Genomic DNA, 21,790 nt, shown 5'->3' with positions numbered 1-21,790 from the left:
ATGGTGCTGGTCAATCGTGCTGGTCAATCGTGCTGGGCTGATTCGTGTTGGGTCAGGCGTTGCGGCGCTGCTGGTGGTCGTACTGGACGGCGTGCCGCACCGGGGCGTTGGGTGCCCCGTAGCCGTCGTAGCCGCCGCGGCGTTCCACCATCTCGAAGAACACGCTGCCTACGGTGGCCGTATAGAAGTGCAGGAACTCGCCGTCGGTGTCGAAGTCATAGAGGAGGTTCAGTTCCTGCAGGGTGGCCAGGAAGTCCGGCTCCAGGCCAAAACGGGCGTCCAGGTCCTCGTAGTAGTTGGCCGGGATCTGCAGGAACTCCAGGCCACGGGCCTGGCAGGCCCGTGCCGTAGCCACCAGGTCATCCACGGCGAACGCGATGTGCTCCTGGTAGGTAGTCCGGTGGCCGCTGCGATCGGAAGTGGACGCTCCGTCCTGCTGGATGAGCGGCGCCAGGTTCAGCACCAGCCGCACGGAGCGGTCTTCGGTGAGCATCACCTGCGAGCGGACCAGGCCGGTGGGGCTCGGCACTTCCGCGAACGGCTGCGGTTGCAGGGCCAGGGCACTCGTATAGAAGAGGACGGCCTCGTCGAAATGCTGCCACGGCTGGGCCAGGTTAACGTGGTCGATCACCGCGGGTTCATCCGCGGCAGGGACCTCAAGTCCCTCCCCGAATTCATGTGTCCAGGCTGCGGTGCCGTCGGGGCTGCCCTGGCACAGGAAGATTTCGGTGGAGTCCGGGGCGGCGAAGCCCTGGAACACTTCCTCGTTGGCCTGGCTCTTTCGCGGTACCACCGGTGCCTTGAGCTGCTGGGCGCGGGCCGAAGCGATCACCGGTGAATCGACGTCGAACCCCAAAGCGGCGATGGCCGGGGCGCCCACGGAACCGGGGGCAGCCTCGTTGACGATCACCCGGGCGTGGCCCATCGTCCAGAGCTGGACGTCCTTGGTGCGGTGGCGGCCGTTGAACCCAAAGCCCAGCTGGCCCAAAACGGTCTCCAGGCCTGCGGTGTCCACGGCTTTGACCTCGGCGAAGTTGTAGCCAGCGGGTTCGGCGACCTGCGGGAGCGTGGCCAGTTCCATGGGATAACGACGGCGGCCGGGGGCCGCAGGGCCACCGGCCACAGCGCCCGCCGCGCCGGCCGCGGAAAGAACGGGTGCATTGGATTCCAGCCACTTTGCGCTCTGTTCCTCAAGCCAGATGAGCGAGCGCATGGCGTCAACAGCCGTCCGCTCCACGTCCGACTGGCGGAAGACGTCGTTGAAGACCTCCAGCGACACCGGGCCCGTGTAGCCGGCGCGGACCACGTGGCCCATGAACTTGGCGAGCTCGAACTGGCCCTCGCCCGGGAACACGCGGTAGTGCCGGCTCCAGGAGAGTACGTCCAGGGAGAGCTTGGGGGCATCCGCCACCTGGACGAAGAAGATTTTCTCCGGGCTGAAGGCCTCGATGGGAGCGGTGTCCCAGTCGCGGGAGAGGATGTGGAAGGAGTCCAGGCAGGTGCCCAGGTTGGGATGGTCCACCGCATCCACCAGCCGGTGGGCGTGCTCATAGTCGTTGACGTACTTGCCCCAGGCCAGGGCCTCGTAGGCGACCTTGACGCCGTGGTCCCCTGCGAGTTCTGCGAGCCGGCCCAGCTGTTCCGCACGGAGGTCGTCGCTGTCGATGCTGGCCGTGGCCACGTTGGAGCAGACCAGGATGGTGTCCATCCCCAGCCGGGACATCAGCCTGAACTTGGCCCCGGCACGGCGGAGGTTGGCGGCCAGCAGGTCCTCGGGCACACTGTCGAAGTCGCGGAAGGGCTGGTAGAGGTCCAGGGTGAGCCCCAGATCGGCAGCCATCTTGCGGACATCCTCGGGGGCCAGCGGCGTGGTGACAAGGTCCTGCTCAAAGATCTCAATGCCGTCAAACCCTGCGATGGCACACGCCTGCATCTTCTCCTTCAGCGTGCCGGAGAGGCAGACGGTGGCGATTCCGGTGCGCATCAGGCGGCCACCTCTTCCGCTGCCACAAGCTCCAGGAAGTGCGAGCGCATGCGGTCGGCGTCAGGCTCCAGACCGGTGAAGATCCGGAAAGCGTCCGCAGCCTGACCCACGGCCATACGGCCTCCGTCCAGGACCTCGCAGCCCTTGGCGCGGGCGCCACGGACAAGCTCGGTGTCGATGGGGCGGTAAACGATGTCCGCAACCCAGTGGCGGGATTCCAGCAGGTCCAGGTCCAGCGGGACGCCGGGGTGCGCGGCCATCCCCACCGGGGTGCAGTGCACCAGGCCGTCGGCCAGCGACATCAGCTGCGGCAGCTCCGCCGTCGTACGCGCTGTGACGGTGCTGCCAGGGAAGAAGCCAGCCAATTCCGCGGCGCGGGCCGCGCAGCGGACGGGGTCCACGTCCACAAGATCCAGTGTCCGCACACCGGCGGTGAGCAGGGCGTAGGCGACGGCGGAACCGGCGCCGCCTGCTCCAAGCTGGACCACGCGTTCAAGTGTGGCGCCCGGCAGGCCGGAGGCGAGGGCCGCGGCAAAGCCGGAGAAGTCGGTGTTGTGTCCAATGAACCGGCCGGCTTCGATCACCACGGTGTTGACGGCGCCGAGCTTGAGCGCGTCGGGGGAGACTTCGTCCAGGTGCTGGAGCACCAGCTGCTTGCACGGGTGGGTGATGTTCAGGCCGTTGAAGCCCAGGGTGCTGGCGCTCTGCAGCAGCCGGCCCACCGAATCTGCGGGAAGGCCGAGGTCAAGGAGGTCGATGGGGCGGTAGAGGTAGCGCAGGCCCTGCATGTCACCTTCGCGTTCGTGCATGTGGGGGGTGAGTGACGGCATCACGCCATCGCCGACCAGTCCCACAAGGTAGGACTCAGTTCGATTACTCATCCGTGCAGCTCCTTTGATAACGGCACCGGGCGGGCGGCGGCGCTCAGGGCGTGCGCGGCGGGCCAGGTAGGGATTACAGTACTACAATTGTTCACTTCTTGCACTCTTGTTCGAGATACGAACAGTGAGGCACGACGGCGATGTGTCCGGGCAGTCATGTGGCCCGCCAGGGATCTGCTCACCGCTGGGGCAGCCGTGCGGTGAGTTCGGCAGCCGCTTCCTGGAGCAGCGGCACCTGGGCAACCAGCGCGTCCAGGCTGAGCCGGAAGACCGGGGCCGCAGTTGCCAGGGAAGCGAACACGTGGCCCTGGGCGTTGAGGAGGGGTACAGCCACGGCGCGCATGCCGATTTCATTTTCCTCATCCATCACCGCGTACCCGTTGCGGCGGACCAGCTCGATTTCCGCCTGGAATGCCTTCCGGTCCGTGATGGAATGCTCCGTCAGCGGCTCCAGCTCCAGTTCCTCCAGCAGACGCTGACGTTCAGAATCCTCAGCGAAGGCCACCAGAGCCTTGCCAACGGCAGTTGTATGCAGGGCACCCAAATGGCCGGGGTCGCTGGTGACGCGGAACATCTGCGGACCGTCCACCTTATTGACCGTGAGGTGGTGGTGGCCGTCGCGGACACTGAGGATGGTGGCCTCCCCCGTCTGCTCCGTCACGCGCCGCAGGACAGGCATCGCCGTGCCGGCGAAGCCGTGGTGGTTGGACACCCGCTGGCCCAGCTGGAAGATGCGCAGGCCCAAGTGGTAGCGGCGGCCCTCCGGCTCGTAGTCCACAAACCCGTCCCGGGTGAGGGAACCCAGGAGCCGGTAGGTGGTGCTGAAGGGAAGCTCGGCCCGGCGCGAGATCTCAGCCGCACTGGCGCCGCGGGGCTCGTCACCCAGGAGGACCAGCAGTCCCAGGGCCTTGCCCACCATGTCCGTCCGCTCGGAAGTACGTTCCGCTTTGGACGATTCCAGTGCCTTGGCATCAGCGGTGACTTCATCGGCCACTGTGTTTTGATTCACACTCATGAGTCGATGTTGCCACATCGTGGCAACTATTTCTAGATAGTGATTATTTTCTTGACAGGTGACCACGCTCACAGTCATCATTGCTGTATCGCACAAGTAGCTCCCACCATGTGGCTACTAGTCCGGATCCTTCCGCTAATTCCAGCCGTGCCGCGCCCCAGCCATCACCCCAGGCGGCGGCCGCTGCAACACCCAGATCCATCCGCGACAATGTCGTCACATCTAAGGAACTCCATGAGCCAGACACTTCCGTCAGCCGAGCCGGGCACTGTTGCCCTGGCCGGGACGCCGAAGAAGGCAGCCCTCGCCAGCTTCCTGGGCAGCGCCGTCGAATACTACGACTTCTTCATCTTCGGCTCCGCGGCCGCCCTGATCTTCCCCAAGGTCTTCTTCCCCGATGCCGACGCCAATGCGGCCATCATGTCCTTCGCCACCTTCGGCTTCGCCTATGTCGCACGGCCCGTAGGAGCCGTCATCCTGGGCCACTTCGGTGACCGTGTAGGCCGGCGGAAGGTGCTGATGTTCACACTGCTGCTCATGGGCGCCTCGACGTTCCTGATTGGCTGCCTGCCGGACTTCAACACCGTGGGCTGGTGGGCCCCGGCCCTGCTGGTGCTGGCGCGGCTGTGCCAGGGCCTCTCCGCCGCCGGCGAACAGGCCGGCGCCAGCTCGATGACCCTGGAGCACGCGCCGGACAACCGCCGCTCCTTCTTCACCTCCTGGACGCTCACCGGCACCCAGGGCGGCCAGGTCCTCGCGGCCCTGGTCTTCATCCCCGTGCTGGCATTGCCCGACGAGATCAAGTACGGCATCGGCTGGCGCGTCCCGTTCTGGCTCAGCGCCGTGGTGGTGCTTGTTGCCTTCTTCATCCGGCGCACGCTGCACGAGCCTCCAGCCTTCGAGGAAGCCCAGAAGACCGCCCAGATCGCCAAGCTCCCCGTTGCCGATCTGCTCAAGACCCACTGGCGGGACGTGCTCCGTGTGGTCTGCTGCGCCTTCATTGCCGCCGTGTCCACCGTGTTCGGCACCTTGGCCATCAGCTACGCCAAGACCGTTGCCGGTGTTGACGGAACCACCACGCTGTGGCTGGTGGTGGGCGCCAACGTGGTGGCCCTGGGCACGCAGCCGTTGTTCGGCAAGCTTGCCGACAGGATCGGCCGCAAGCCTGTCTTCATCTACGGCGCCGTGGCCAGCGCGGTGCTGACCCCGGTGTTCCTGCTGAGCCTGGAATCCGGCAGCGTCCCGCTGATGTTCCTCGCCGCCATCGGCTTCTTCTCCTGCGGCTACGCAGCGTCCAACGCCGTCTGGCCCTCCTTCTACGCAGAGATGTTCAGCACGAAGGTCCGCTTCTCCGGCCTGGCCATCGGCACGCAGCTGGGGTTCCTGATGGCAGGCTTCGCTCCCGCCATCGTGGCAGCGATGGGCGGCATCAAGCCCGGTGGCTGGGTACAGATCAGCATCTTCACGGCTGTCATCTGCACCATCGCGGCTGTTTCTGCCCTCACGGCCAAGGAAACCTTCAAGGTCCCCACCAAGCAGCTGGGCCTGAAGTAGTTTTTCCGGGAGCGCGTGCACTCCTGCCCGGTTTCTCCCTCGCAAAGCCCGCCATTCCCCAGGAGTGGCGGGCTTTGCGGTGTCCGGGTGGCAGCAGGCTGGCCGGCAAGTGGGCAGGAAGGTACGACGGCGCGTGCCCGGCGTAGGCGCACCACTTACCTTCGAAGGCGCTGGGCAGCCCCGTCATCAATTCACGCTTTGCCGGAAGGGAAGGCTAACCTAAGTCGTCCCCTTTTTATTTCTGCCCTCCCTACGGCAGCCCTCCAAGGCGGTTTCTTGTGCGTTCCCTTCTTCGGCCCCCGGCCCTCATCGCTGCGGCACTGACGCTGACCCTTTCAGGCTGCGGTTTCAGCGGCACCCAGACCCAGGCCTCCCAGCCCTCCGCAGCAGCTGACACCAGCCAGCGGATCGTCGTCGACAACTTCCGGGCGCCGGTAGCCAACTGGGCCGTCGAGTCCGACGCCGCCTACATCCTGTCCCTGTCCGGCTGCCTGGAGACGCTGACCACCTTCAACCAGGCCGAGGGCAAGGTACTCCCCTCGTTGGCCACTGAGTGGAAGCAGACCTCACCCCTGGACTGGGACTTCAGCATCCGCCAGGGCGTCAAGTTCCAGGACGGCACCGATCTCACCGCCGAGTCAGTGGTGTCGGCGCTCAACCACGTCCTTGACGCAAAGGTCCCCGCCCGCGCTTTCAACCGCACCATGATCAGCAGCGTGACGACGGTGGATGCACAGACCGTCCGCGTCAGCACCCCCGCCGAGAACCCGCTGGTGCCCTACCGGCTGGCCAGCGTCAACACCGGAATCCTGTCACCGGCCGCATACAAGGCCGAAGGCCTGGACCCGTTCGGCCACTGCACAGGTCCCTTCACTCCCGTCTCCGAGAAGGCTAAGCAGTCCCTCACCCTGGACCGCAACGAGAACTACTGGGGCGGCGACGTGCAGCTCGCCGGCGCCGAGATCCGCTTCATCACCAACGGCGCCACCCGCGCCGCACAGGTGCAGACCGGCGAAGCAGACATCTCGCTGTCCATCCCCGTCGCCAGCCTTGCGGCACTGAAGGCGGACGACGGCGTCTCCGTGCTGGGTGCCGATTCGCCCCGCACTGCCACGCTCTATATGAACAACGGCCGCGCACCGCTGGACGACGTTGACGTTCGAAAGGCAATCCGCGATGCGCTGGACCTCGACGCCCTCGCTGCCAGCGTCTACGAAGGCGCCGCCCTGCCCGCCACCGGACCCTTCGCGCCGTCCGAGCCCTGGGCGGGTGAAAAGCAGGACAAGCAGCAGCAGAACCTTGAGCAAGCCCGAAAGCGGCTGGCCGAGGCCGGGTACACTGCCGACCGCCCCTTGGAGATCATCGCCATCGTGGAGCGCGCCGAATTCGCCGATGTTGCCGCCGTCGTGCAGGAAAACCTGAAGAACATCGGCATCCCGGTCACCATCCAGTCCAAGGAATACGCCTCGGCTGAGCCGGACGTCCTGGCCGGGAACTACGACATGCTGCTCAGCCAGCGCAACCGGCTGATCGACATCGCCGACCCCATCGGGTTCCTCACCGCAGACTACACCTGCAAAGGCACCTACAACTTGAGCCACTTCTGCGACCCGGAGTACGACAGGATCATCGCCGAAGCCGCCACCACCGTTGATACCACCGAGCGCTACAAGCTGTACGCGGAGGCAGGCCAGATCCTCCAGGACAAGGCGGTCAATGCCTGGCTCGTGAACGAACAGGCAACCGACGCGATCCGCAAGAACGTCCTCTCCTACGAACAGGACCCGCTGTCCCGCTACGTCCTGACGGCTAAGACGGGCAAGGCCGCGTCCTAGTCCGGCTCCCCGAAACCCCCGCGAATGCTGCAGTTCATCACCAAACGGACGGCCACCCTGGTGGCCGCCGTTGTGGTGTCCTCGTTCGCGGTCTTCCTGATCCCGTACTTCACCCCCGGTGATCCGGTGCGGAAAATCATCCGGTCGCGGGTAGCGGGGGACGCCGTCGACGAATCCGCGGTGCAGGGCCTCAGCGAGAGCCTGGGCCTGAACGACCCCCTGGCCGTCCAGTACTTCCGTTGGCTCGGGGACTTCTTCAGCGGCGACATGGGGCTGTCCTTCGTCAGCCGCACCCCGGTGGCCGAGCAGGTGCTTCCTGCGCTTTCCGTCACGCTCAGCCTGGTTACCATGGCGCTGGTCCTGGCGGCGGCGGTATCGCTCCCGCTGGGAATCCTTGCCGGACTGCGGCCGGGAAGCACCGCGGACAAGGCCATCACCGCCGTAACGCAGGCCCTGATCGCCATGCCGGAGTACTGGGTGGCCCCCGTGCTGGTCCTGGTCTTCGCCCTGAAGTTGTCCGTACTGCCCACGGCAGGCTGGAACGATCTCTCGTCCGCCGTCCTCCCCGCCCTGACGCTGGCCCTGCGGCCCATCAGTTTCTTCACCTCGGCGGTCCGGACGGGCATCATCGACGCCGCTTCCGCCGATCACGTGCCGGCCGCCCGGGCACGCGGCCTGAGCCAGGGCCAGGCCATCCTCCGCCACGTGGTTCCGAACGGCCTGGTGCCGCTGTCCACCCTGTTCGCCGTCTGGTTCGCGGGGCTGCTGGGCGGATCGGTCATTGTGGAGGTCATTTTCGCGGTGCCCGGCATGGGCAGGCTGCTCTTCGACGCTGTGGTCAACAGCGACATTCCCCTCGCCCAGGGCGGCGTGGTGGTAGTGGTGGCACTCGCCGTCGGCGTGACCACCCTGGCGGACTTCGTGCACCGGTTCCTCAGCCGAACGGTGGGAGCCTCCCTTGCGTAAATGGTTGAACGTCACCACCCTTGCCGCAGCCGTGCTGACCCTCATAGTGCTGGCGGTACTCCTCGCTCCGTGGATCTCGCCCTACCCGCCGGCGGAGCAGAACCTGGCGGAACGCCTGGCACCGCCCTCGGCCGGGCACTGGCTGGGAACGGACAACCTGGGCCGGGACACCCTCAGCCGGATCCTCGAAGGCGGCCGGTTCTCAATGTCCGTGGCGGCGCTGGCCACGCTGCTGACGTGCCTCCTGGGTGTGGCCATCGGCATCCTGAGCGCACGGCGGCGCGGCTGGGTAGATGAATTCCTGACCCGCACCAACGACGTTCTGCTCGCCCTGCCGGAAATGGTGGTGGCGCTGTTCATCGTGGCGGCGCTGGGCACCGGCTTCGGGCCGTTGCTGCTCGCGCTGGTGGTCACTGGTTGGACGCCCTTTGCCCGGCTTGCCCGCACCTTGGCGTACGACGTCTCGGCCCGGGGCTTCGTTGACGCTGCGCGCGTAGTGGGCTGCGCACCGTCGTTCATTGTCTTCCGGCACGTCCTGCCGCACCTTGCAGCGCCCATCCTGGGCCAGGCGACGCTGCGGTTCGGACACCTGCTCATCAGCGTCGGCGCGCTGTCCTACCTTGGCCTGGGCGTGCAGCCGCCGCAGTCGGACTGGGGTTCCATGCTGGCGGCGGCGCAACCGTTCGCGGACCGTGCCCCTCTGGGAATCCTCGCCCCCGGCCTGGTCATCTTTGCCGTTGCGCTCTGCGTGACCCTGCTCGGCCAGCGGGCCGCCCACATGGCTGCGGCGCCGCTGCTCCTGCCCTTGGCGGCTGACAAATGAGCCCGGTGAACACGCGCCTGGTCCTGGAGGACCTGGAAGTGAGCTCCAGAGATTCCGACGGCGGCACTTCCGGCAAGCACCTGCTGTCCGGGGTCTCCCTGTCCGTTGATCCCGGTGAGTTCGTGGCGCTGGTGGGCAGCTCGGGCTCCGGCAAAACGCTGACCGCGATGTCCTGCCTGCAGTTGCTGCCGCCCAGCCTGGGCATCACTGGCGGTTCCATCAGGCTCGGGGAGCTGGACCTGACCCGCGCGTCCGAACAGGAGCTTAATTCGGTGCGCGGCGGACGGCTGGGGATGCTGTTCCAGCAGCCCAAGCGTATGTTCAACCCGAACCGGACCGTTGAGCAGCACCTTAAGGAGCCGCTGCGCCTGCACGCGGGCCTGCGGGGCTCGAAGGCGCGGGCCAAGGCGCTGGAACTGCTCGACGAGGTGGGCTTCGCGGATCCCGCCAAGGGCGTCCGCGCTTACCCGCACCAGCTCTCCGGCGGCATGGCCCAACGTGCCATGACTGCCCTGGCACTGGCCGGTCAGCCGGGCATCCTGCTGGCCGATGAGCCCACCTCCGCGCTGGACAAGGTGCTGGAACGCCAGGTCCTGCAGCTGCTGGACAGGGAGCGCCGGGAACGTGGCCTGGGCGTCCTCTACATCACGCATAACATCGCATCGGTTGCCTCCTACGCGGACCGGGTACTCGTGATGAACGCCGGCAGCATCGTGGAAGCCGGTCCTGCCAGTGAAGTGCTGACCCGCCCGCGCACCGCGTACGCCCAGCAGCTCCTGGCGGCCGCACGCCTGGCCCCCGAGTCCCGCCGTCGTCCGCCCTCCACGGAACGTGAGGTCCTGGTCCTGGACGGCGTGGGCAAACGCTTCGGGCCACGGCGGCGGAAAACGGGGCACACCGCGTTGGAGGACGTCTCCCTGACCCTCAAACGCGGCGAGATCCTGGGTGTCCTGGGCCAGTCGGGATCCGGCAAGAGCACGCTGGCCCGGACCATCGTCGGGCTGGACACGGCCAGCACCGGCACCATCACCCGGCAGCTGGGCGCAGCGGGCACGGTCGAGGCCACAGCTGTCCAGCTGGTGTTCCAGGAACCGCACGGCGCCTTTGACCCGCGTATGACGCTGCGCGCCAGCCTGCACGCGCCGCTCCGGAAACGTCCCGGGCTCCCGCTCCAGCAGCGCGACGCCAGGATCGCTGCTGTGATGGACGAGGTGGAGCTGGACGGGAGCCTGCTGGACAAGCGACCCGGCCAATGCTCGGGCGGACAGCTCCAGCGGGCCACGATCGCCCGCGCCCTCCTGCTTGAACCGCAGGTGCTGATCTGCGACGAGGCCACCTCGGCTTTGGACGCGCTTACCCAGCGCACCATCCTCAGCCTGTTGCTGCGGCTCCAGCGGGAGCGCGGCCTGTCGCTGATCGTGATCTCGCACGACATGGACGTTGTCCGGTACATGTGCGACAGGGTGGCCGTACTTCTGCACGGCCAGGTGATCGAAGTGGCGGAAACCAAGGACTTCTTCGCCGCGCCGAAGCACTCCCACAGCCAGGCGCTCGTGTCAGCCTCCGTACCCTGCCGCGCGGACGGCTTGTGGCCCGTCCTGGACCTTGCGAAGCCCTAAGTGAATTGGCGCTAGACAATCCATTTAGCGCACACGGGCTGGTCTGACCTCCTCTATCGCTAGTCTGCGGAGCGGCTGTTGAACAAATGGCTCACCGAAAGGACCTTCCGGGTTACGGAAACCTATGTCGTCCAAGCCTGGGATAAACTGTCAGGAACTTGGTTGCCCCTCATGCATCCCGCGAAGTACAGCATGACCGGGAAAATGTCGTACCCTCCCGCGATGATGGAGACATGGGAAACGAAGCAGTGGTGGGGGCATTTGACGCGATCAATGCCGCCATTGCCGTGCTTACTGCCGAAGTCGATGAGACTTGCCCCGCGGCGTCGGCTGACGCTGATCCGCTGCATACCCTGGCCGATGATTGCCTGGATATCCTCGCCGGGGTGGCCCGGTCTGAGCCGCGGCTGGCCGCACTAAAGGCCCAGGCCGCCGCGAAGTACGCGCAGACCACCAGCTCGGCGGCCCCTCCCGATGCGTGGCCGCAGGCGCAGGAGATGGCGGCGGCAGCGGAGATCGCCTGCGTGTTGACGATTGGTCCAGGGGCGGCAGGTGCGTTGTTGTCCCAGGCCAACGAACTGGCAACCTTGCCGTTGACCATGTCCGCCCTTCAGGCCGGGACTATTTCGTGGCAACACGCCCGGGCAATGGTTGACGAGACTTCCTGTCTTGATCCGGCCGGAACCGCTGCACTGGAGGCGCATTTTCTGGATCCGGAGAGCCTGTCAAGTTATTTGTGTAAGAGAGGTGGAGCCTCATCGGTTTAGGTAGGGTCCGAGTCTGTCGGGATAGTTCAGAACGAGGACGCCAAGGGCTTCGCTCCATCCTTGCGTGAAGGTTCCCTCTATGAGTTTGTTGACCGTCTTGGCACGGTTCTCCCGGGCTCGGCCCTCAAGTTTGGCCCGGTCGCTGGCGCGTTTGTCCTCGATGTTGCAGATCGCCAGCCAGAGCAGTTTCACGGCGGCCTGGTCGTTGGGGAAATGCCCGCGGTTCTTGATGATCTTGCGCAGCTGGTAGTTCAGCGACTCAATCGCGTTGGTGGTGTAGATGATCCGACGCACCGGCGGCGGGAACGCCAGGAAGGGGGTGAATTTCTCCCAACCGTTCCGCCAGGTTCGTACAGTCGCGGGATACTTCCGTCCCAGATCGGAGGCCTCGAACGCGTCGAGTGCCTCCTGCGCTGCATCGGCCGTCGGGGCGGTGTAAACCGGCCGCAGGGCGGAGGCGACCTTCTTCCGGTCCTGGTAGCCGATGAAACGCATCGAGGCACGGATCAAGTGAACGACACAGGTCTGGACGGTCGCGGCCGGCCACGTCGCGCCGATCGCCTCAGGGAAGCCAGTAAGCCCGTCGCAGCAGACGATCAGGACGTCCTTCACACCGCGGTTGGCGAGTTCCGCGCAGACCCCTGCCCAGAACTTCGCGCCCTCGGTGGCTTCGACCCAGATCCCCAGAACGTGCTTGATGCCGTCCATGTCCACGCCCACGGCAATGTGCGCGGCACGGTTCTGCACCTGGTGTCCGTCGCGGACCTTGATAATGATCGCGTCCAGATACAGGATCGGATAAAGCGGCTCCAAGGGTCGCTTCTGCCATTCGAGGACCTCGTCCAGGACCTCGTCGGTGATCTTGGAAATCGTCTCGTGGGACAGCTCCGTGCCGAGCGTGGATTCCAGATGGTGGGCGATGTCCCGGACTGTCATCCCGCCGGCGTAGAGGCTGATAATCATGTCATCCAGACCACCCGTCCGGCGGGCACCCTTCGGCACCAGATGCGGGGTGAAGGACCCTTCGCGGTCCCGAGGCACGGCCAGATCCACGTCCCCGGCAGAGGTTCCAAGTGTCTTCGGATACGACCCGTTGCGGGAGTTGGGCAGGAAACGCCCGATCGGATCGCCCTTGTCATAGCCCAGATGCCCGGAGAGCCCGGCCTGCAGCCCGCGTTCCAGCGAGGCCTTGATCAGCTGCTGAATGAAACCGTCTTTGCCGTCGAGTTCCAACTGCCCGGAATCGATCTGGTTCATCAGCTCATCGAACGCACCCGAAGCCTTCAACGCATCCATGCTGCCAGCCGCCGCGGCCTTGCGGGCCAACTGCTCTACCAGCTCTTCACGCGGTTTCGTCATAGCCACAATGATTCTCCAATCATCCAGCGACTACAGCCCTCCTACACAAACAATCTGACACCCCCTCCGGAGGCGCCGAACCCGGCCCGTGGTTGCCCTGCAGGGGAAATGCCGGCGTACCGGTTCCGTCACAAGGCCCGCACCTGGCGCGAACGCCACCACGCGGAAAGCATCGAGAAACGCCACGCCAAAGGCGTCCAGGACCGGAGGGTCGAATACTCGCCGGACAATGACGGGATGGCATGGCTCTCTACCTACCTGCCGGCCGCCACCGCCAACGCGATCTGGAACCGCACCACCGCCATAGCCCGGGGCCTGCAGGGTCCCGACGAGTCCCGGACCCTCACCCAGATACGGGCCGACGCACTCGCCACGCCCTCCTCAGCAGCGGGAAGGGAGAAGGAAAGAATCCCGGGCAGGTCACCCCGCCCCGGGCCCACGTACTGGTCACAGTCCCGGTGTTTTCCCTGCTCGGCGCCACCGACGAAGCGGCCATGCTCGACGGATACGGCCCCATCCCCGCCTCGATGGCCAGGGACCTAGTGGCCAACGGGGCCGATTCCTTCTTCCGGGTGCTGGTCGATCCACGGGATGGAGCGCCTCTGGAAATCGGCCGCACCAGCTACCGGCTCACCAAAGCCATGAAGAACTGGCTCAAGCTCCGCGACGGCAAATGCCCGTTCCCTGGCTGCAGCAACCACTCCCTGGACAACGAAGCAGACCACCTCCTCGCCTGGCACCACGGTGGAGCCACCGGCATCAGCAACCTCGGCCAACCATGCCCCAAACACCACCGGCTTCGGCACACCAGCGCCTGGAGACCCACATCAGCGAGCAAGGACGAACCACCGGGCTGGATATCTCCCAGTGGCCGGCGCTACAAGAGCGAGCACCAGGATTGGGAACCACCCCACTGGCCCAACCAACTGAAACCGGACCTGAAACCCGAGAGGGCATCGAGCAGGCACCGGCCGCCCCCAGCGCGACGCGACACCCCCTGCGGCCACCCGGACTTTGTCCCCACTGGATTGTCCCTGGGGGAGGGCGGCTTGGAGCGGTTCCTGCATGCCCGCGCCTGAACAGCCGCCAAGTGGCGACCCACCCTCGCTACGGCCGGCCGGTTTCCAAAACCGACGCCAAGTCGAAGCTGACAGGCTCCTCGAGCTGCTCATAGGTGCACGATTCCGGGTCCCGGTCCGGCCGCCAGCGGGCAAACTGGGCGGTGTGGCGGAAGCGCTCACCCTCCATATGGTCATACCTGACCTCCACCACCAGCTCTGGCCGGAGCGGTACAAAGGACAGGTCCTTCCCGGCGCTCCAGCGGCTGCCCTCTGCGTTCCGCGGCGTCCGTTCGCCTTCCTCCTGCTTCGCCCAGGCCCAGGGGTGCCCGTCGAAGTCGGTGACCAGCGCCTGGAGTTCCTTGAACAATTCCTGCCGGCGTTTCATCGGGAAGGCGCCGATCACGCCCACGCTGGCCAGGCCGCCGTCGTCCTTGTACAGGCCCAGCAGCAGCGAGCCGATCGCGTCCGGTCCGCTTTTGTGCAGCCGGTAGCCGGCCACCACGCAGTCGGCGGTCCGCTCGTGCTTGACCTTGAACATCACGCGTTTGTCCGGCTGGTATCGGCCGTCCAGCGGCTTGGCCACAATTCCGTCCAGGCCGGCGCCTTCGAACTGCCGGAACCACTGCTCGGCGGTTTCCTTGTCCTGGGTGGCGGCGGTGAGATGGATCGGGGCCTGGCTGCCGGCGAGCGCCTTCTCCAGCGCGGCCCGCCGTTCGGTAAAGGGACGGCCGGTGTAGTCGTCGTCCCCCAGCGCCAGCAGGTCGAAGGCCACGAACCTGGCCGGGGTCTGCGCGGCCAGCAGCTTGACCCGGCTGGCCGCGGGGTGGATCCGCTGCTGGAGGGCGTCGAAATCCAGCCGGTCCCCCGAGGCGCCCACCAGGACAATCTCGCCGTCGAGCACACACCGCGGCGGCAGGTTCTCCTTCAGCGCCTCCACGAGCTCCGGGAAGTACCGGGTCATGGGTTTCTCGTTGCGGCTGCCGATCTCCAGGTCGTCGCCGTCGCGGAAGATGATGGACCGGAACCCGTCCCACTTGGGCTCATAACTCAGCGTCCCGTCCGGGATGCCGCTGACGGCCTTGGCGAGCATGGGCGGGACGGGAGGCATCACGGGAAGTTGCATAGTGCCCATTCTTGCGCCGGGACCGCGCCGGCGGTAGGTCTAAGCCGCCAGAAGCCAGACGGCGAGGATCAGCACCGGGGCTGTGGCCGCCGTCGAAAGCAACACGGTTTCCCGGGCCACCGTCTCCCCGCGGCTGTAGCGGTTGGCGAAAAGGAACACGTTCTGGGCGGTAGGCAGCGCCGCCATCAGCACCACGCCCAGCAGCATCTGGTGGTCAAGGTTAAAAATAAAGCGTCCGACGGCGAACGCCACCACCGGCATCACGGCCGACTTGAGTGCCGTGGCAGTAAGGATTTCGGCGGTGTGGCCGCCGCCGTGCAGGACCCGGTTTCCGTGAAGCGACATGCCGAAGGCCAGCAGGACCACGGGGACGGCGGCCCCGCCCAGCAGGGTCAGCGGTGCCATCACCGGTTCGGGCAGTTTCACGTGGAAGGCAGCCAGCACCACGCCCAGGAGGGAGGCGATGATCATGGGGTTCCGGAACGGCTGGGTCAGCATCCGGCGGAGCGAGAACCGCCCCGCCGCCGACAGGTCCAGCAGCGTGAGGACCAGCGGCGCGAACAGGAGCAGCTGCACCAGCAGCACCGGCGCCACCGGAGTGGCATCCCCCAGCGCGTAGACGGTAATCGGGATGCCGATGTTGTTGGCGTTGACATAGGAACTGGCCATCGCGCCCACGGCAGTCTCCGCGAGGGGACGGCGGAACCAGAGCCGGCTCACCAGGACATACAAAAGCGCGGTGATGGCGGCCGTAATCAGGGCCAGCGGGACATAGGCGGAGAAGACCACCGCGAGGTCCGATTTCAGGACAACGGTGAACATCAGCACAGGGTTGGTGATGAAGAAAGCCGTGCGCGTCAGCGCCGATACCGTGGGCTCGCCGCCCAGCCCGCACCGCGCGGCGACATACCCCACCGCGATGACGACGCCGATCACGGCCAGCCCGATCAGCACGCCACCCACAGAGCTACTTCCTTCCGGTCAGCCATTCCAGTAGTACAAGTTACCAACTTATCTGACAGGCGAGGAGCGGCACCCCTCGACACAGCGCAGGGCGGAACGGTAGACCTTAACGATGGTCACCGTCGGCTTCCACGCCTCGCATGAACAGATCGGTCCCGGGCAGCTGCTCAAGGACGTCCAGCACGCGGAGCAGGCCGGTTTTGACGCCGCCATGTGCTCGGACCACATCGAGCCGTGGTCCGCCAGGCAAGGGCACTCCGGCTTCGCGTGGTCCTGGCTGGGCGCGGCACTGGCCACCACCAACCTCAGGTTCGGGGTGGTGACGGCGCCGGGCCAGCGCTATCACCCGGCCATCATCGCGCATGCTTCTGCCACGCTGGCCAGCATGTTCCCCGGCCGTTTCTGGCTGGCGCCCGGCAGCGGCGAGAACATGAATGAGCACGTCACCGGCGACGCGTGGCCGCCCAAAAAGACGCGCCAGCTCCGGCTCGAGGAGTGCGTGGACATCATCCGCCGCCTGCACCGCGGCGAGGAGGTGACGCATCACGGCCTGGTGACTGTTCAGCAGGCCCGGATCTGGGATGTTCCGGCGCCCCCGCCGCCGCTCATCGCACCGGCCATCAGCGTGGACACCGCGCGCCGGGCCGCCGCCTGGGCGGACGGCATGGTGACGGTGAACCAGCCTGCCGACAAGCTGACGGACATGCTGGCCGCCTACCGGGACAACGGAGGCCAGGGCAAAGCGGTCCTCCAGGTGCACCTCTCCTGGGCGCCGCGGGAGGAGGAAGCCGTCGCCATTGCCCTGGACCAGTGGCGGAGCAACACTTTTGCGCCGCCGGTTCCCTGGGATCTGCCCACCGCCGCCCACTTCGACGGCGTCAGCACCCACGTGGGCGAAGAGCAGGTCCGGAAGTCCGTGAACGTCTCGGCCAGCCTGGATCGGCACGCTGAGTGGCTTGCGGGGTACGGAGACCTCGGCTTCGACGAGCTCTACCTGCACTTCGTGGGACAGGATCAGGCGCCGTTCATTGATGCGTTCGCCGACGGCGTCCTCCCGCAGCTTCGCCGGACAGCTGACCGGACACCTGCGAGGGAGTCCATGCCATGAGGATCGCCGAAACCTCAGACCTGTGGTGGAAGAACGCCGTCATCTACTGCCTGGACGTGGAGACGTTTTTCGACGACGACGGCGACGGCACCGGCGACTTCGCAGGACTCACCCAGCGGGTGGACTACCTCGCAGCGCTGGGCGTCACGTGCATCTGGCTGATGCCGTTCTACCCCTCGCCGGACCGGGACGACGGGTACGACGTGACTGACTTCTTCAGCGTTGATTCCAGGCTGGGGACCATGGGTGACCTGGTGGAGTTCATCCGGTCCGCCAGGGATCGGGGCATGAGGGTGATCGCCGACTTCGTGGTCAACCACACCTCCGTCCAGCATCCGTGGTTCGTGGAGGCAAGGAAGTCCACGGACAACCCGTACCGGGACTATTACGTCTGGCGGAAGGACACTCCGCCGGACACTTCGTCCGAGGTGGTGTTCCCCGGCGAGCAAACGTCTCTGTGGACCAAGGACGAGGCCACCGCGGAGTGGTACCTCCACATGTTCGCCGAGCACCAGCCGGACCTCAACGTCACCCACCCCGCGGTCCGGAACGAGATCGCCAAGGCCATGGGACTGTGGCTCGAGCTGGGGCTGGACGGTTTCCGGCTGGACGCCGTGCCGTTCTTCCTGGAAACCCGCGGCCAGCCCAAGGACGAGGCCGCCAACCTTGATCCGCACGAGTACCTGGGTGCCCTGCGCAGCTTCCTCAGCCGCCGCAACGGCAGCGCGGTGCTTTTGGGTGAGGTCAACCTGCCCTACAAGGAGCAGCTGGAATACTTCGGCGGCCCCGAGGGCGACGAGCTGAATATGCAGTTCGACTTTATGTCCATGCAGCACCTGTACCTTTCGCTGGCGCGCCAGGACGCCCGTCCGCTGGCAGAAACCCTCAAGAGCCGCCCGGCGCTGCACCCGGACAACCAGTGGGCCATGTTTGTCCGCAACCATGACGAGCTCACGCTGGACAAGCTCAGCGACGCCGAGCGCCAGGAGGTTTTCGCCGCCTTCGGTCCGGAGAAAAACATGCAGATTTACGGCCGCGGGCTTCGCCGCAGGCTGCCGCCGATGCTGGGCGGTGATGCGGGCAGGATCCGGATGGTGTATTCGCTGCTGTTCTGCCTGCCGGGCACCCCGGTGCTTTTCTACGGGGAGGAGATCGGCATGGGCGAGGACCTGCGGCAGAAAAGCCGGGCCGCCGTCCGCACGCCCATGCAGTGGAACAGCGGGAAGAACGGCGGCTTCTCCAGCGCAAAGGCCTCCGACCTGGTGGTTCCGCTGGCCCGCGGCGACTACGGCCCGGAGAAGGTGAACGCCGCGGCGGCCAAGCGGGACCCGGACTCGCTCTGGAACTTCATGGCAACCCTGATCCAGCGCTACCGAGAATCACCCGAGCTCGGCTGGGGCGAGTTCGCCATGATCGACCAGCCGGAGCCTGCCGTCTTCGCGCACACCTGCAGCTCGGCCGGAGCCACCATGGTGCTGCTGCACAATTTCAGCGAGGAGACGGTGAAAGTCACGGGCCAAGCCGGCCCGGAGGACGCCTCGCCCCGGGCATACAAGGGTGCCGTCCTGCTGGACGTGCTCGACGGCGGGAACGTGCCGTTGGAGCCCGACGGCGGGTTCACCGTTGAGTTGGGCCGTTACGGCTACCGGTGGTTCCGCGTGCACCGCCCGGGCGACCGGCTGGCGCCGTAACCATGTGAATCGGGGCCGGTCGCGAGGGACTCTTCCCCATAGGCCGGTTACGCCTCGGCAGGGAACCCGGGCAGACCGTCGATGCTCAGCGAGTTCCTCTCGGCCCGGTACTCGGCCATGCCGTCCTCGCCTTTCTTCTCGGCCTGCAACCGGAGAAGGTCACGTTCTTCGGTCATTTCCATAACGGGGACACCCCAACCACACGAGTCGCTGATGCGCGTGACGTCTACCGTGATGACCGCTCGGGTGCTTGGGTGCTTGGGGTGAAGTGCCGTTACCTCTTCGAATGTTGCCTCACCCGGAAGGAACACCGCGCCTCGACCGTGTAGGCGAACGATACGGGGACGGCTACCGAACGAATTGAACATGAGGCACACACGGCCATTTTCTCGGATGTGTGCGATGGTCTCGATGCCGCTGCCGGTGTAGTCGACCCAGCCGACTCGGTGAGCGCCCAGGACAGAGAACGAGTCGTGGCCGCGGGGGGACATGTTTACATGCCCTTCTATCCCAAGGGGCGCGGTTGCGACGAACCACATGGGCTGTTCCTCGATCCAAGCCTTGAGGTTTCTGTCGATGGTGTCGAAGATTTTGGCCACGGTCAAAGCATAGTCCGTCGCATCGGGCCGTTTCGGTTGTCCGCTGAGGGATCGCTCAGTGTGCAGCGCGGAAAGCCGCCAACACGGCCCACGTTGTGAATCGCAGGGCTACATGACCCTATTTCCGCAGCCAAGTGGCGCTCCTAGCAGGGGAGCCGCTGTCGGTCTTCAGGCGGAGCGTCGTTGGAGCTGGCGGTACACCGTAGTCCGGGACACATGAGGACATGGTTACAGTAATCCCCCCGTCACCGTGCACATCGTGCGGGTCTTACGTGCATAGTCGCGACCAGCAATCGCGCAGGCCATGTCGGCGGGCTCCCTGGCACGCTGATCGACCGGCTTACGGGCGCCGTTGTGTGAACTGTCCTCTTACCTTTTGTCAGTTTTCGAATTCGTCTTCACGGAATGTCAGAAGCCGGCTGCATCGGTCCGGGTCACCGGTACGCTTCGATTGAGACCCGGTAGACGCCAAGAAAGGGAAGCTCCGTGAACCCTTTTGCGGCCAGCGGGCAATACATAGTGTGAGCACAGACAACGACATCATCAGGCGGTCCCGGGACAGCCCCGCAGTTTTCGGGGAGTTGTACGACAGACACGCCTCAGTCATCTACAGATATGCCGCCAGAAGAGCCGGCGATTTCGCCGCCGACGACGTCACCTCCGAAACCTTTTTGGTCGTCTGGGAACAGCTGGAAACCTACGACCTGGACCGGGAGGATGCCCGGCCCTGGCTTTTTGGGATCGCCACAAATCTGCTCCGGCGGCATCACCGCGCCGAAGCCAAGATCCTGAAAACCGCAGCGAAAGCGGCTTCACGGGAAGCTGTCGCTGACGATTCCGACCGGATTGCCGCCCGTGTGGACGCCGTCGTGGCGACCGGGCGCATCGCCCGCACCCTGAAAGCTATGGCGGCCATAGACCGGGAAACGCTGCTGCTCTACGCCTGGGCGGACCTGACCTACGAGGGCATCGCCCTGGCCATGGACGTTCCCCTGGGAACCGTGCGGTCCCGCCTGAACCGTGCCCGCCGAACACTGCGAACCCAGCTCAACCTCGAAATACTTGATGAAACGGAGAACGACCATGAACGACTTGCAGCTGCTCCGCGAAATGCGTAGCGACGTCGGCTCCGCCTCGCCGACCACGTTGGCCCGCGGCCGCAACAAACTCATGTCCAAGATCAGTTCCGACTCCCGCCCCGAGGCAACGACCACGCACGCCCCAGCCACCGTGCTCCCGATCTTCCGGCGCCGTGTCCTGATGGCATCGGCAGCCGCGGCTCTGCTCGTGGGGGGAATCGTAGTGGCAGAGGTAGTCAGGCCCAGTCCGGGAGCAATCGCCGAAGCAGCCGAGGTCCTGAACGACGCCGCAGCAGCAACCATCCAGACCTCCGACCCGGTGGTAGGACCCGGCCAGTACCTGAAGATCGATACCACGTCCGTCTATGCCGCGGGCGTCCTTTTGGGGGACGACCCTAAAGCAGCTCGCCGTACGGTGGAGTGGTTGGACAAGTACTCCGACCATCTCTACATCCCCTCCGACCAAACAGCCGAATGGATCTGGAACCGCGAAGCCCGCATCCCCACGACATTCTTCAGCGAGGATGCCAAGGCAGAGGCGACCAAATACCAACAGTCCCAAGCTGGCGACCCCACCAGGATGGGAGAACTGTTGCGGGCACCGGGCGGGAACTTCTACGGAGAACAGAGGATGCTGTTCGCCGGCTTGCCACTGGCCGAGGGGGTGAAGACTCTGCCCCGCGACCCCCAGGCCCTCCTGGACACAATTCGACAGCTAGACAACCCAGATAGGTCGGAGGCCGAAACGCTGGAAAGCATCGCGGCTGCTCTTCAGACCGGAGTCGTCCCGGCGGACCTTCGCGCTGCACTGTACAAAGCGGCCGCGCTCATTCCGGGTGTGACCGTCGTAGACCGGGAAGCGAACCTTGACGGCAAGGCGGGCACCGCGATCGGGATCGAGGATCCGGACAGGGGAACGCGGATGGACATCATTATTGATCCCGCCACTGGGCTGCTGATCGGACAACGTAAGGTCACGCTGACAGCCGGCGAAACGTTCCCAGCCGGAACAGCGACCGGCTGGACGTCAGTCCAGACCTCAGTGGTGAATTCAGCCCCATAACCATCAAATCAACCGCTACGCGGCGGAGGCGCCCGACGGCTCTTTGCGTGGTCGCCGGCCAGCAGGATTGCGTCGGACACTCTTCGGGTGTCCGACGCATCTGCTTTAAGTCCATGAGCGTCCGGGTCAACGTTCGGGTCGGGCACCAAGGGTGCGGCGCCCGACCCCCAATCGAGCTTCACCAGGCTAAGGGGGCGTTAACGGATCCTTCTCGGAGTCCTTAGGAACCTGCTGCTCTTCACGGCAATCCAGGTAACCGTCAATAGTAGGGGCAGACCTGCGATAACAGTTTGGGTGGGT

Annotated in this window: 17 protein-coding genes and 1 pseudogene; 11 read left to right on the top strand and 7 right to left on the bottom strand. The window is 65.7% G+C overall.

The features are described from left to right. Window positions 1-52: 52 nt before the first annotated feature. From QFZ30_RS21240 to QFZ30_RS21230, 3 genes are all read right to left on the bottom strand, one after another. Window positions 53-1,984, bottom strand: a complete 1,932-nt coding sequence (locus QFZ30_RS21240; protein WP_307079709.1) for a bifunctional sugar phosphate isomerase/epimerase/4-hydroxyphenylpyruvate dioxygenase family protein — start codon at window positions 1,982-1,984, stop codon at window positions 53-55. Continuing rightward, window positions 1,984-2,865: a shikimate dehydrogenase gene (locus tag QFZ30_RS21235; protein ID WP_307079707.1), complete on the bottom strand. Its 882-nt coding sequence runs from the start codon at window positions 2,863-2,865 to the stop codon at window positions 1,984-1,986. The genes QFZ30_RS21240 and QFZ30_RS21235 overlap by 1 nt, the downstream gene beginning before the upstream one ends. A 178-nt stretch (window positions 2,866-3,043) precedes the next feature. After that, window positions 3,044-3,880, bottom strand: coding sequence for an IclR family transcriptional regulator (locus QFZ30_RS21230; protein WP_307079705.1), 837 nt, complete (start codon window positions 3,878-3,880; stop codon window positions 3,044-3,046). Window positions 3,881-4,114: 234 nt separating this feature from the next. Between QFZ30_RS21230 and QFZ30_RS21225 the strand changes: the two genes are divergently transcribed. The 6 genes from QFZ30_RS21225 (at window position 4,115) to QFZ30_RS21200 (ending at window position 11,444) form a co-directional block, all read left to right on the top strand. Beyond that, window positions 4,115-5,434 (top strand): MFS transporter, encoded by a 1,320-nt coding sequence (locus QFZ30_RS21225; RefSeq protein WP_307079703.1) that lies wholly within the window; start codon window positions 4,115-4,117, stop codon window positions 5,432-5,434. 278 nt (window positions 5,435-5,712) lie between these two features. Then, on the top strand, window positions 5,713-7,269 hold the full coding sequence (locus QFZ30_RS21220) for an ABC transporter substrate-binding protein (protein WP_307079701.1): 1,557 nt from the start codon (window positions 5,713-5,715) through the stop codon (window positions 7,267-7,269). Window positions 7,270-7,293: 24 nt separating this feature from the next. Then, window positions 7,294-8,235: an ABC transporter permease gene (locus QFZ30_RS21215; RefSeq protein ID WP_307079699.1), complete on the top strand. Its 942-nt coding sequence runs from the start codon at window positions 7,294-7,296 to the stop codon at window positions 8,233-8,235. Further along, on the top strand, window positions 8,228-9,058 hold the full coding sequence (locus QFZ30_RS21210) for an ABC transporter permease (RefSeq protein WP_307079697.1): 831 nt from the start codon (window positions 8,228-8,230) through the stop codon (window positions 9,056-9,058). Before QFZ30_RS21215 ends, QFZ30_RS21210 begins: the two co-directional genes overlap by 8 nt. Further along, window positions 9,055-10,677, top strand: coding sequence for an ATP-binding cassette domain-containing protein (locus QFZ30_RS21205; RefSeq protein ID WP_373462872.1), 1,623 nt, complete (start codon window positions 9,055-9,057; stop codon window positions 10,675-10,677). The genes QFZ30_RS21210 and QFZ30_RS21205 overlap by 4 nt, the downstream gene beginning before the upstream one ends. Before the next feature lie 233 nt (window positions 10,678-10,910). Then, a complete protein-coding gene (locus QFZ30_RS21200; protein ID WP_307079692.1) occupies window positions 10,911-11,444 on the top strand; it encodes a DUF222 domain-containing protein in 534 nt (177 codons plus the stop codon). Here QFZ30_RS21200 and QFZ30_RS21195 read toward each other — a convergent pair. Then, entirely contained in the window at window positions 11,433-12,740 is a 1,308-nt protein-coding gene (locus QFZ30_RS21195; RefSeq protein WP_307079690.1) for an IS256 family transposase, read from the bottom strand. The genes QFZ30_RS21200 and QFZ30_RS21195 overlap by 12 nt on opposite strands. A 129-nt stretch (window positions 12,741-12,869) precedes the next feature. Here QFZ30_RS21195 and QFZ30_RS21190 point away from each other — a divergent pair. Next, window positions 12,870-13,882 (top strand): annotated as a pseudogene (locus QFZ30_RS21190) (DUF222 domain-containing protein); the annotation flags it as partial. Between the two features lie 28 nt (window positions 13,883-13,910). Here the strand turns inward: QFZ30_RS21190 and QFZ30_RS21185 are convergent. Together QFZ30_RS21185 and QFZ30_RS21180 are read right to left on the bottom strand one after the other, a co-directional pair. Further along, window positions 13,911-14,987, bottom strand: a complete 1,077-nt coding sequence (locus tag QFZ30_RS21185; RefSeq protein ID WP_307079688.1) for an ATP-dependent DNA ligase — start codon at window positions 14,985-14,987, stop codon at window positions 13,911-13,913. Window positions 14,988-15,026: 39 nt separating this feature from the next. Beyond that, window positions 15,027-15,950 carry an AEC family transporter gene (locus tag QFZ30_RS21180; RefSeq protein ID WP_307079685.1) on the bottom strand — a complete coding sequence of 308 codons (924 nt, stop codon included), beginning with the start codon at window positions 15,948-15,950 and terminating at the stop codon, window positions 15,027-15,029. 112 nt (window positions 15,951-16,062) lie between these two features. Between QFZ30_RS21180 and QFZ30_RS21175 the strand changes: the two genes are divergently transcribed. Then, a complete protein-coding gene (locus tag QFZ30_RS21175; RefSeq protein ID WP_307079683.1) occupies window positions 16,063-17,058 on the top strand; it encodes a TIGR03885 family FMN-dependent LLM class oxidoreductase in 996 nt (331 codons plus the stop codon). Then, the gene (locus tag QFZ30_RS21170) at window positions 17,055-18,749 is read left to right on the top strand and encodes an alpha-amylase family protein (protein WP_307079681.1); all 1,695 of its coding nucleotides are present in this window, start codon (window positions 17,055-17,057) and stop codon (window positions 18,747-18,749) included. The genes QFZ30_RS21175 and QFZ30_RS21170 overlap by 4 nt, the downstream gene beginning before the upstream one ends. A 47-nt stretch (window positions 18,750-18,796) precedes the next feature. On the opposite strand, the gene QFZ30_RS21165 is transcribed toward QFZ30_RS21170, so the two are convergent. Then, complete coding sequence (locus tag QFZ30_RS21165; protein WP_307079678.1) at window positions 18,797-19,348, bottom strand: pyridoxamine 5'-phosphate oxidase family protein; 552 nt, start codon at window positions 19,346-19,348, stop codon at window positions 18,797-18,799. Between the two features lie 521 nt (window positions 19,349-19,869). Here QFZ30_RS21165 and QFZ30_RS21160 point away from each other — a divergent pair. Continuing rightward, window positions 19,870-20,466, top strand: coding sequence for an RNA polymerase sigma factor (locus QFZ30_RS21160; RefSeq protein ID WP_307079676.1), 597 nt, complete (start codon window positions 19,870-19,872; stop codon window positions 20,464-20,466). Then, window positions 20,432-21,490, top strand: a complete 1,059-nt coding sequence (locus QFZ30_RS21155; protein WP_307079673.1) for a CU044_5270 family protein — start codon at window positions 20,432-20,434, stop codon at window positions 21,488-21,490. The genes QFZ30_RS21160 and QFZ30_RS21155 overlap by 35 nt, the downstream gene beginning before the upstream one ends. The last annotated feature ends 300 nt before the right edge of the window (window positions 21,491-21,790 follow it).

The organism is Arthrobacter pascens, from assembly GCF_030815585.1.
Lineage (GTDB): Bacteria > Actinomycetota > Actinomycetes > Actinomycetales > Micrococcaceae > Arthrobacter > Arthrobacter pascens_A.
This window is presented reverse-complemented; position numbering and strand designations above follow the sequence as displayed.

Excerpts from the sequence above, each read along its gene's own strand:
- QFZ30_RS21240 (WP_307079709.1), bottom strand. The coding sequence starts at position 1,984 with ATGCGCACCGGAATCGCCACCGTCTGCCTCTCCGGCACGCTGAAGGAG.
- QFZ30_RS21235 (WP_307079707.1), bottom strand. The coding sequence starts at position 2,865 with ATGAGTAATCGAACTGAGTCCTACCTTGTGGGACTGGTCGGCGATGGC.
- QFZ30_RS21230 (WP_307079705.1), bottom strand. The coding sequence starts at position 3,880 with ATGAGTGTGAATCAAAACACAGTGGCCGATGAAGTCACCGCTGATGCC.
- QFZ30_RS21225 (WP_307079703.1), top strand. The coding sequence starts at position 4,115 with ATGAGCCAGACACTTCCGTCAGCCGAGCCGGGCACTGTTGCCCTGGCC.
- QFZ30_RS21215 (WP_307079699.1), top strand. The coding sequence starts at position 7,294 with ATGCTGCAGTTCATCACCAAACGGACGGCCACCCTGGTGGCCGCCGTT.
- QFZ30_RS21205 (WP_373462872.1), top strand. The coding sequence starts at position 9,055 with ATGAGCCCGGTGAACACGCGCCTGGTCCTGGAGGACCTGGAAGTGAGC.
- QFZ30_RS21200 (WP_307079692.1), top strand. The coding sequence starts at position 10,911 with ATGGGAAACGAAGCAGTGGTGGGGGCATTTGACGCGATCAATGCCGCC.
- QFZ30_RS21195 (WP_307079690.1), bottom strand. The coding sequence starts at position 12,740 with ATGGATGCGTTGAAGGCTTCGGGTGCGTTCGATGAGCTGATGAACCAG.
- QFZ30_RS21185 (WP_307079688.1), bottom strand. The coding sequence starts at position 14,987 with ATGCAACTTCCCGTGATGCCTCCCGTCCCGCCCATGCTCGCCAAGGCC.
- QFZ30_RS21175 (WP_307079683.1), top strand. The coding sequence starts at position 16,063 with ATGGTCACCGTCGGCTTCCACGCCTCGCATGAACAGATCGGTCCCGGG.
- QFZ30_RS21170 (WP_307079681.1), top strand. The coding sequence starts at position 17,055 with ATGAGGATCGCCGAAACCTCAGACCTGTGGTGGAAGAACGCCGTCATC.
- QFZ30_RS21155 (WP_307079673.1), top strand. The coding sequence starts at position 20,432 with ATGAACGACTTGCAGCTGCTCCGCGAAATGCGTAGCGACGTCGGCTCC.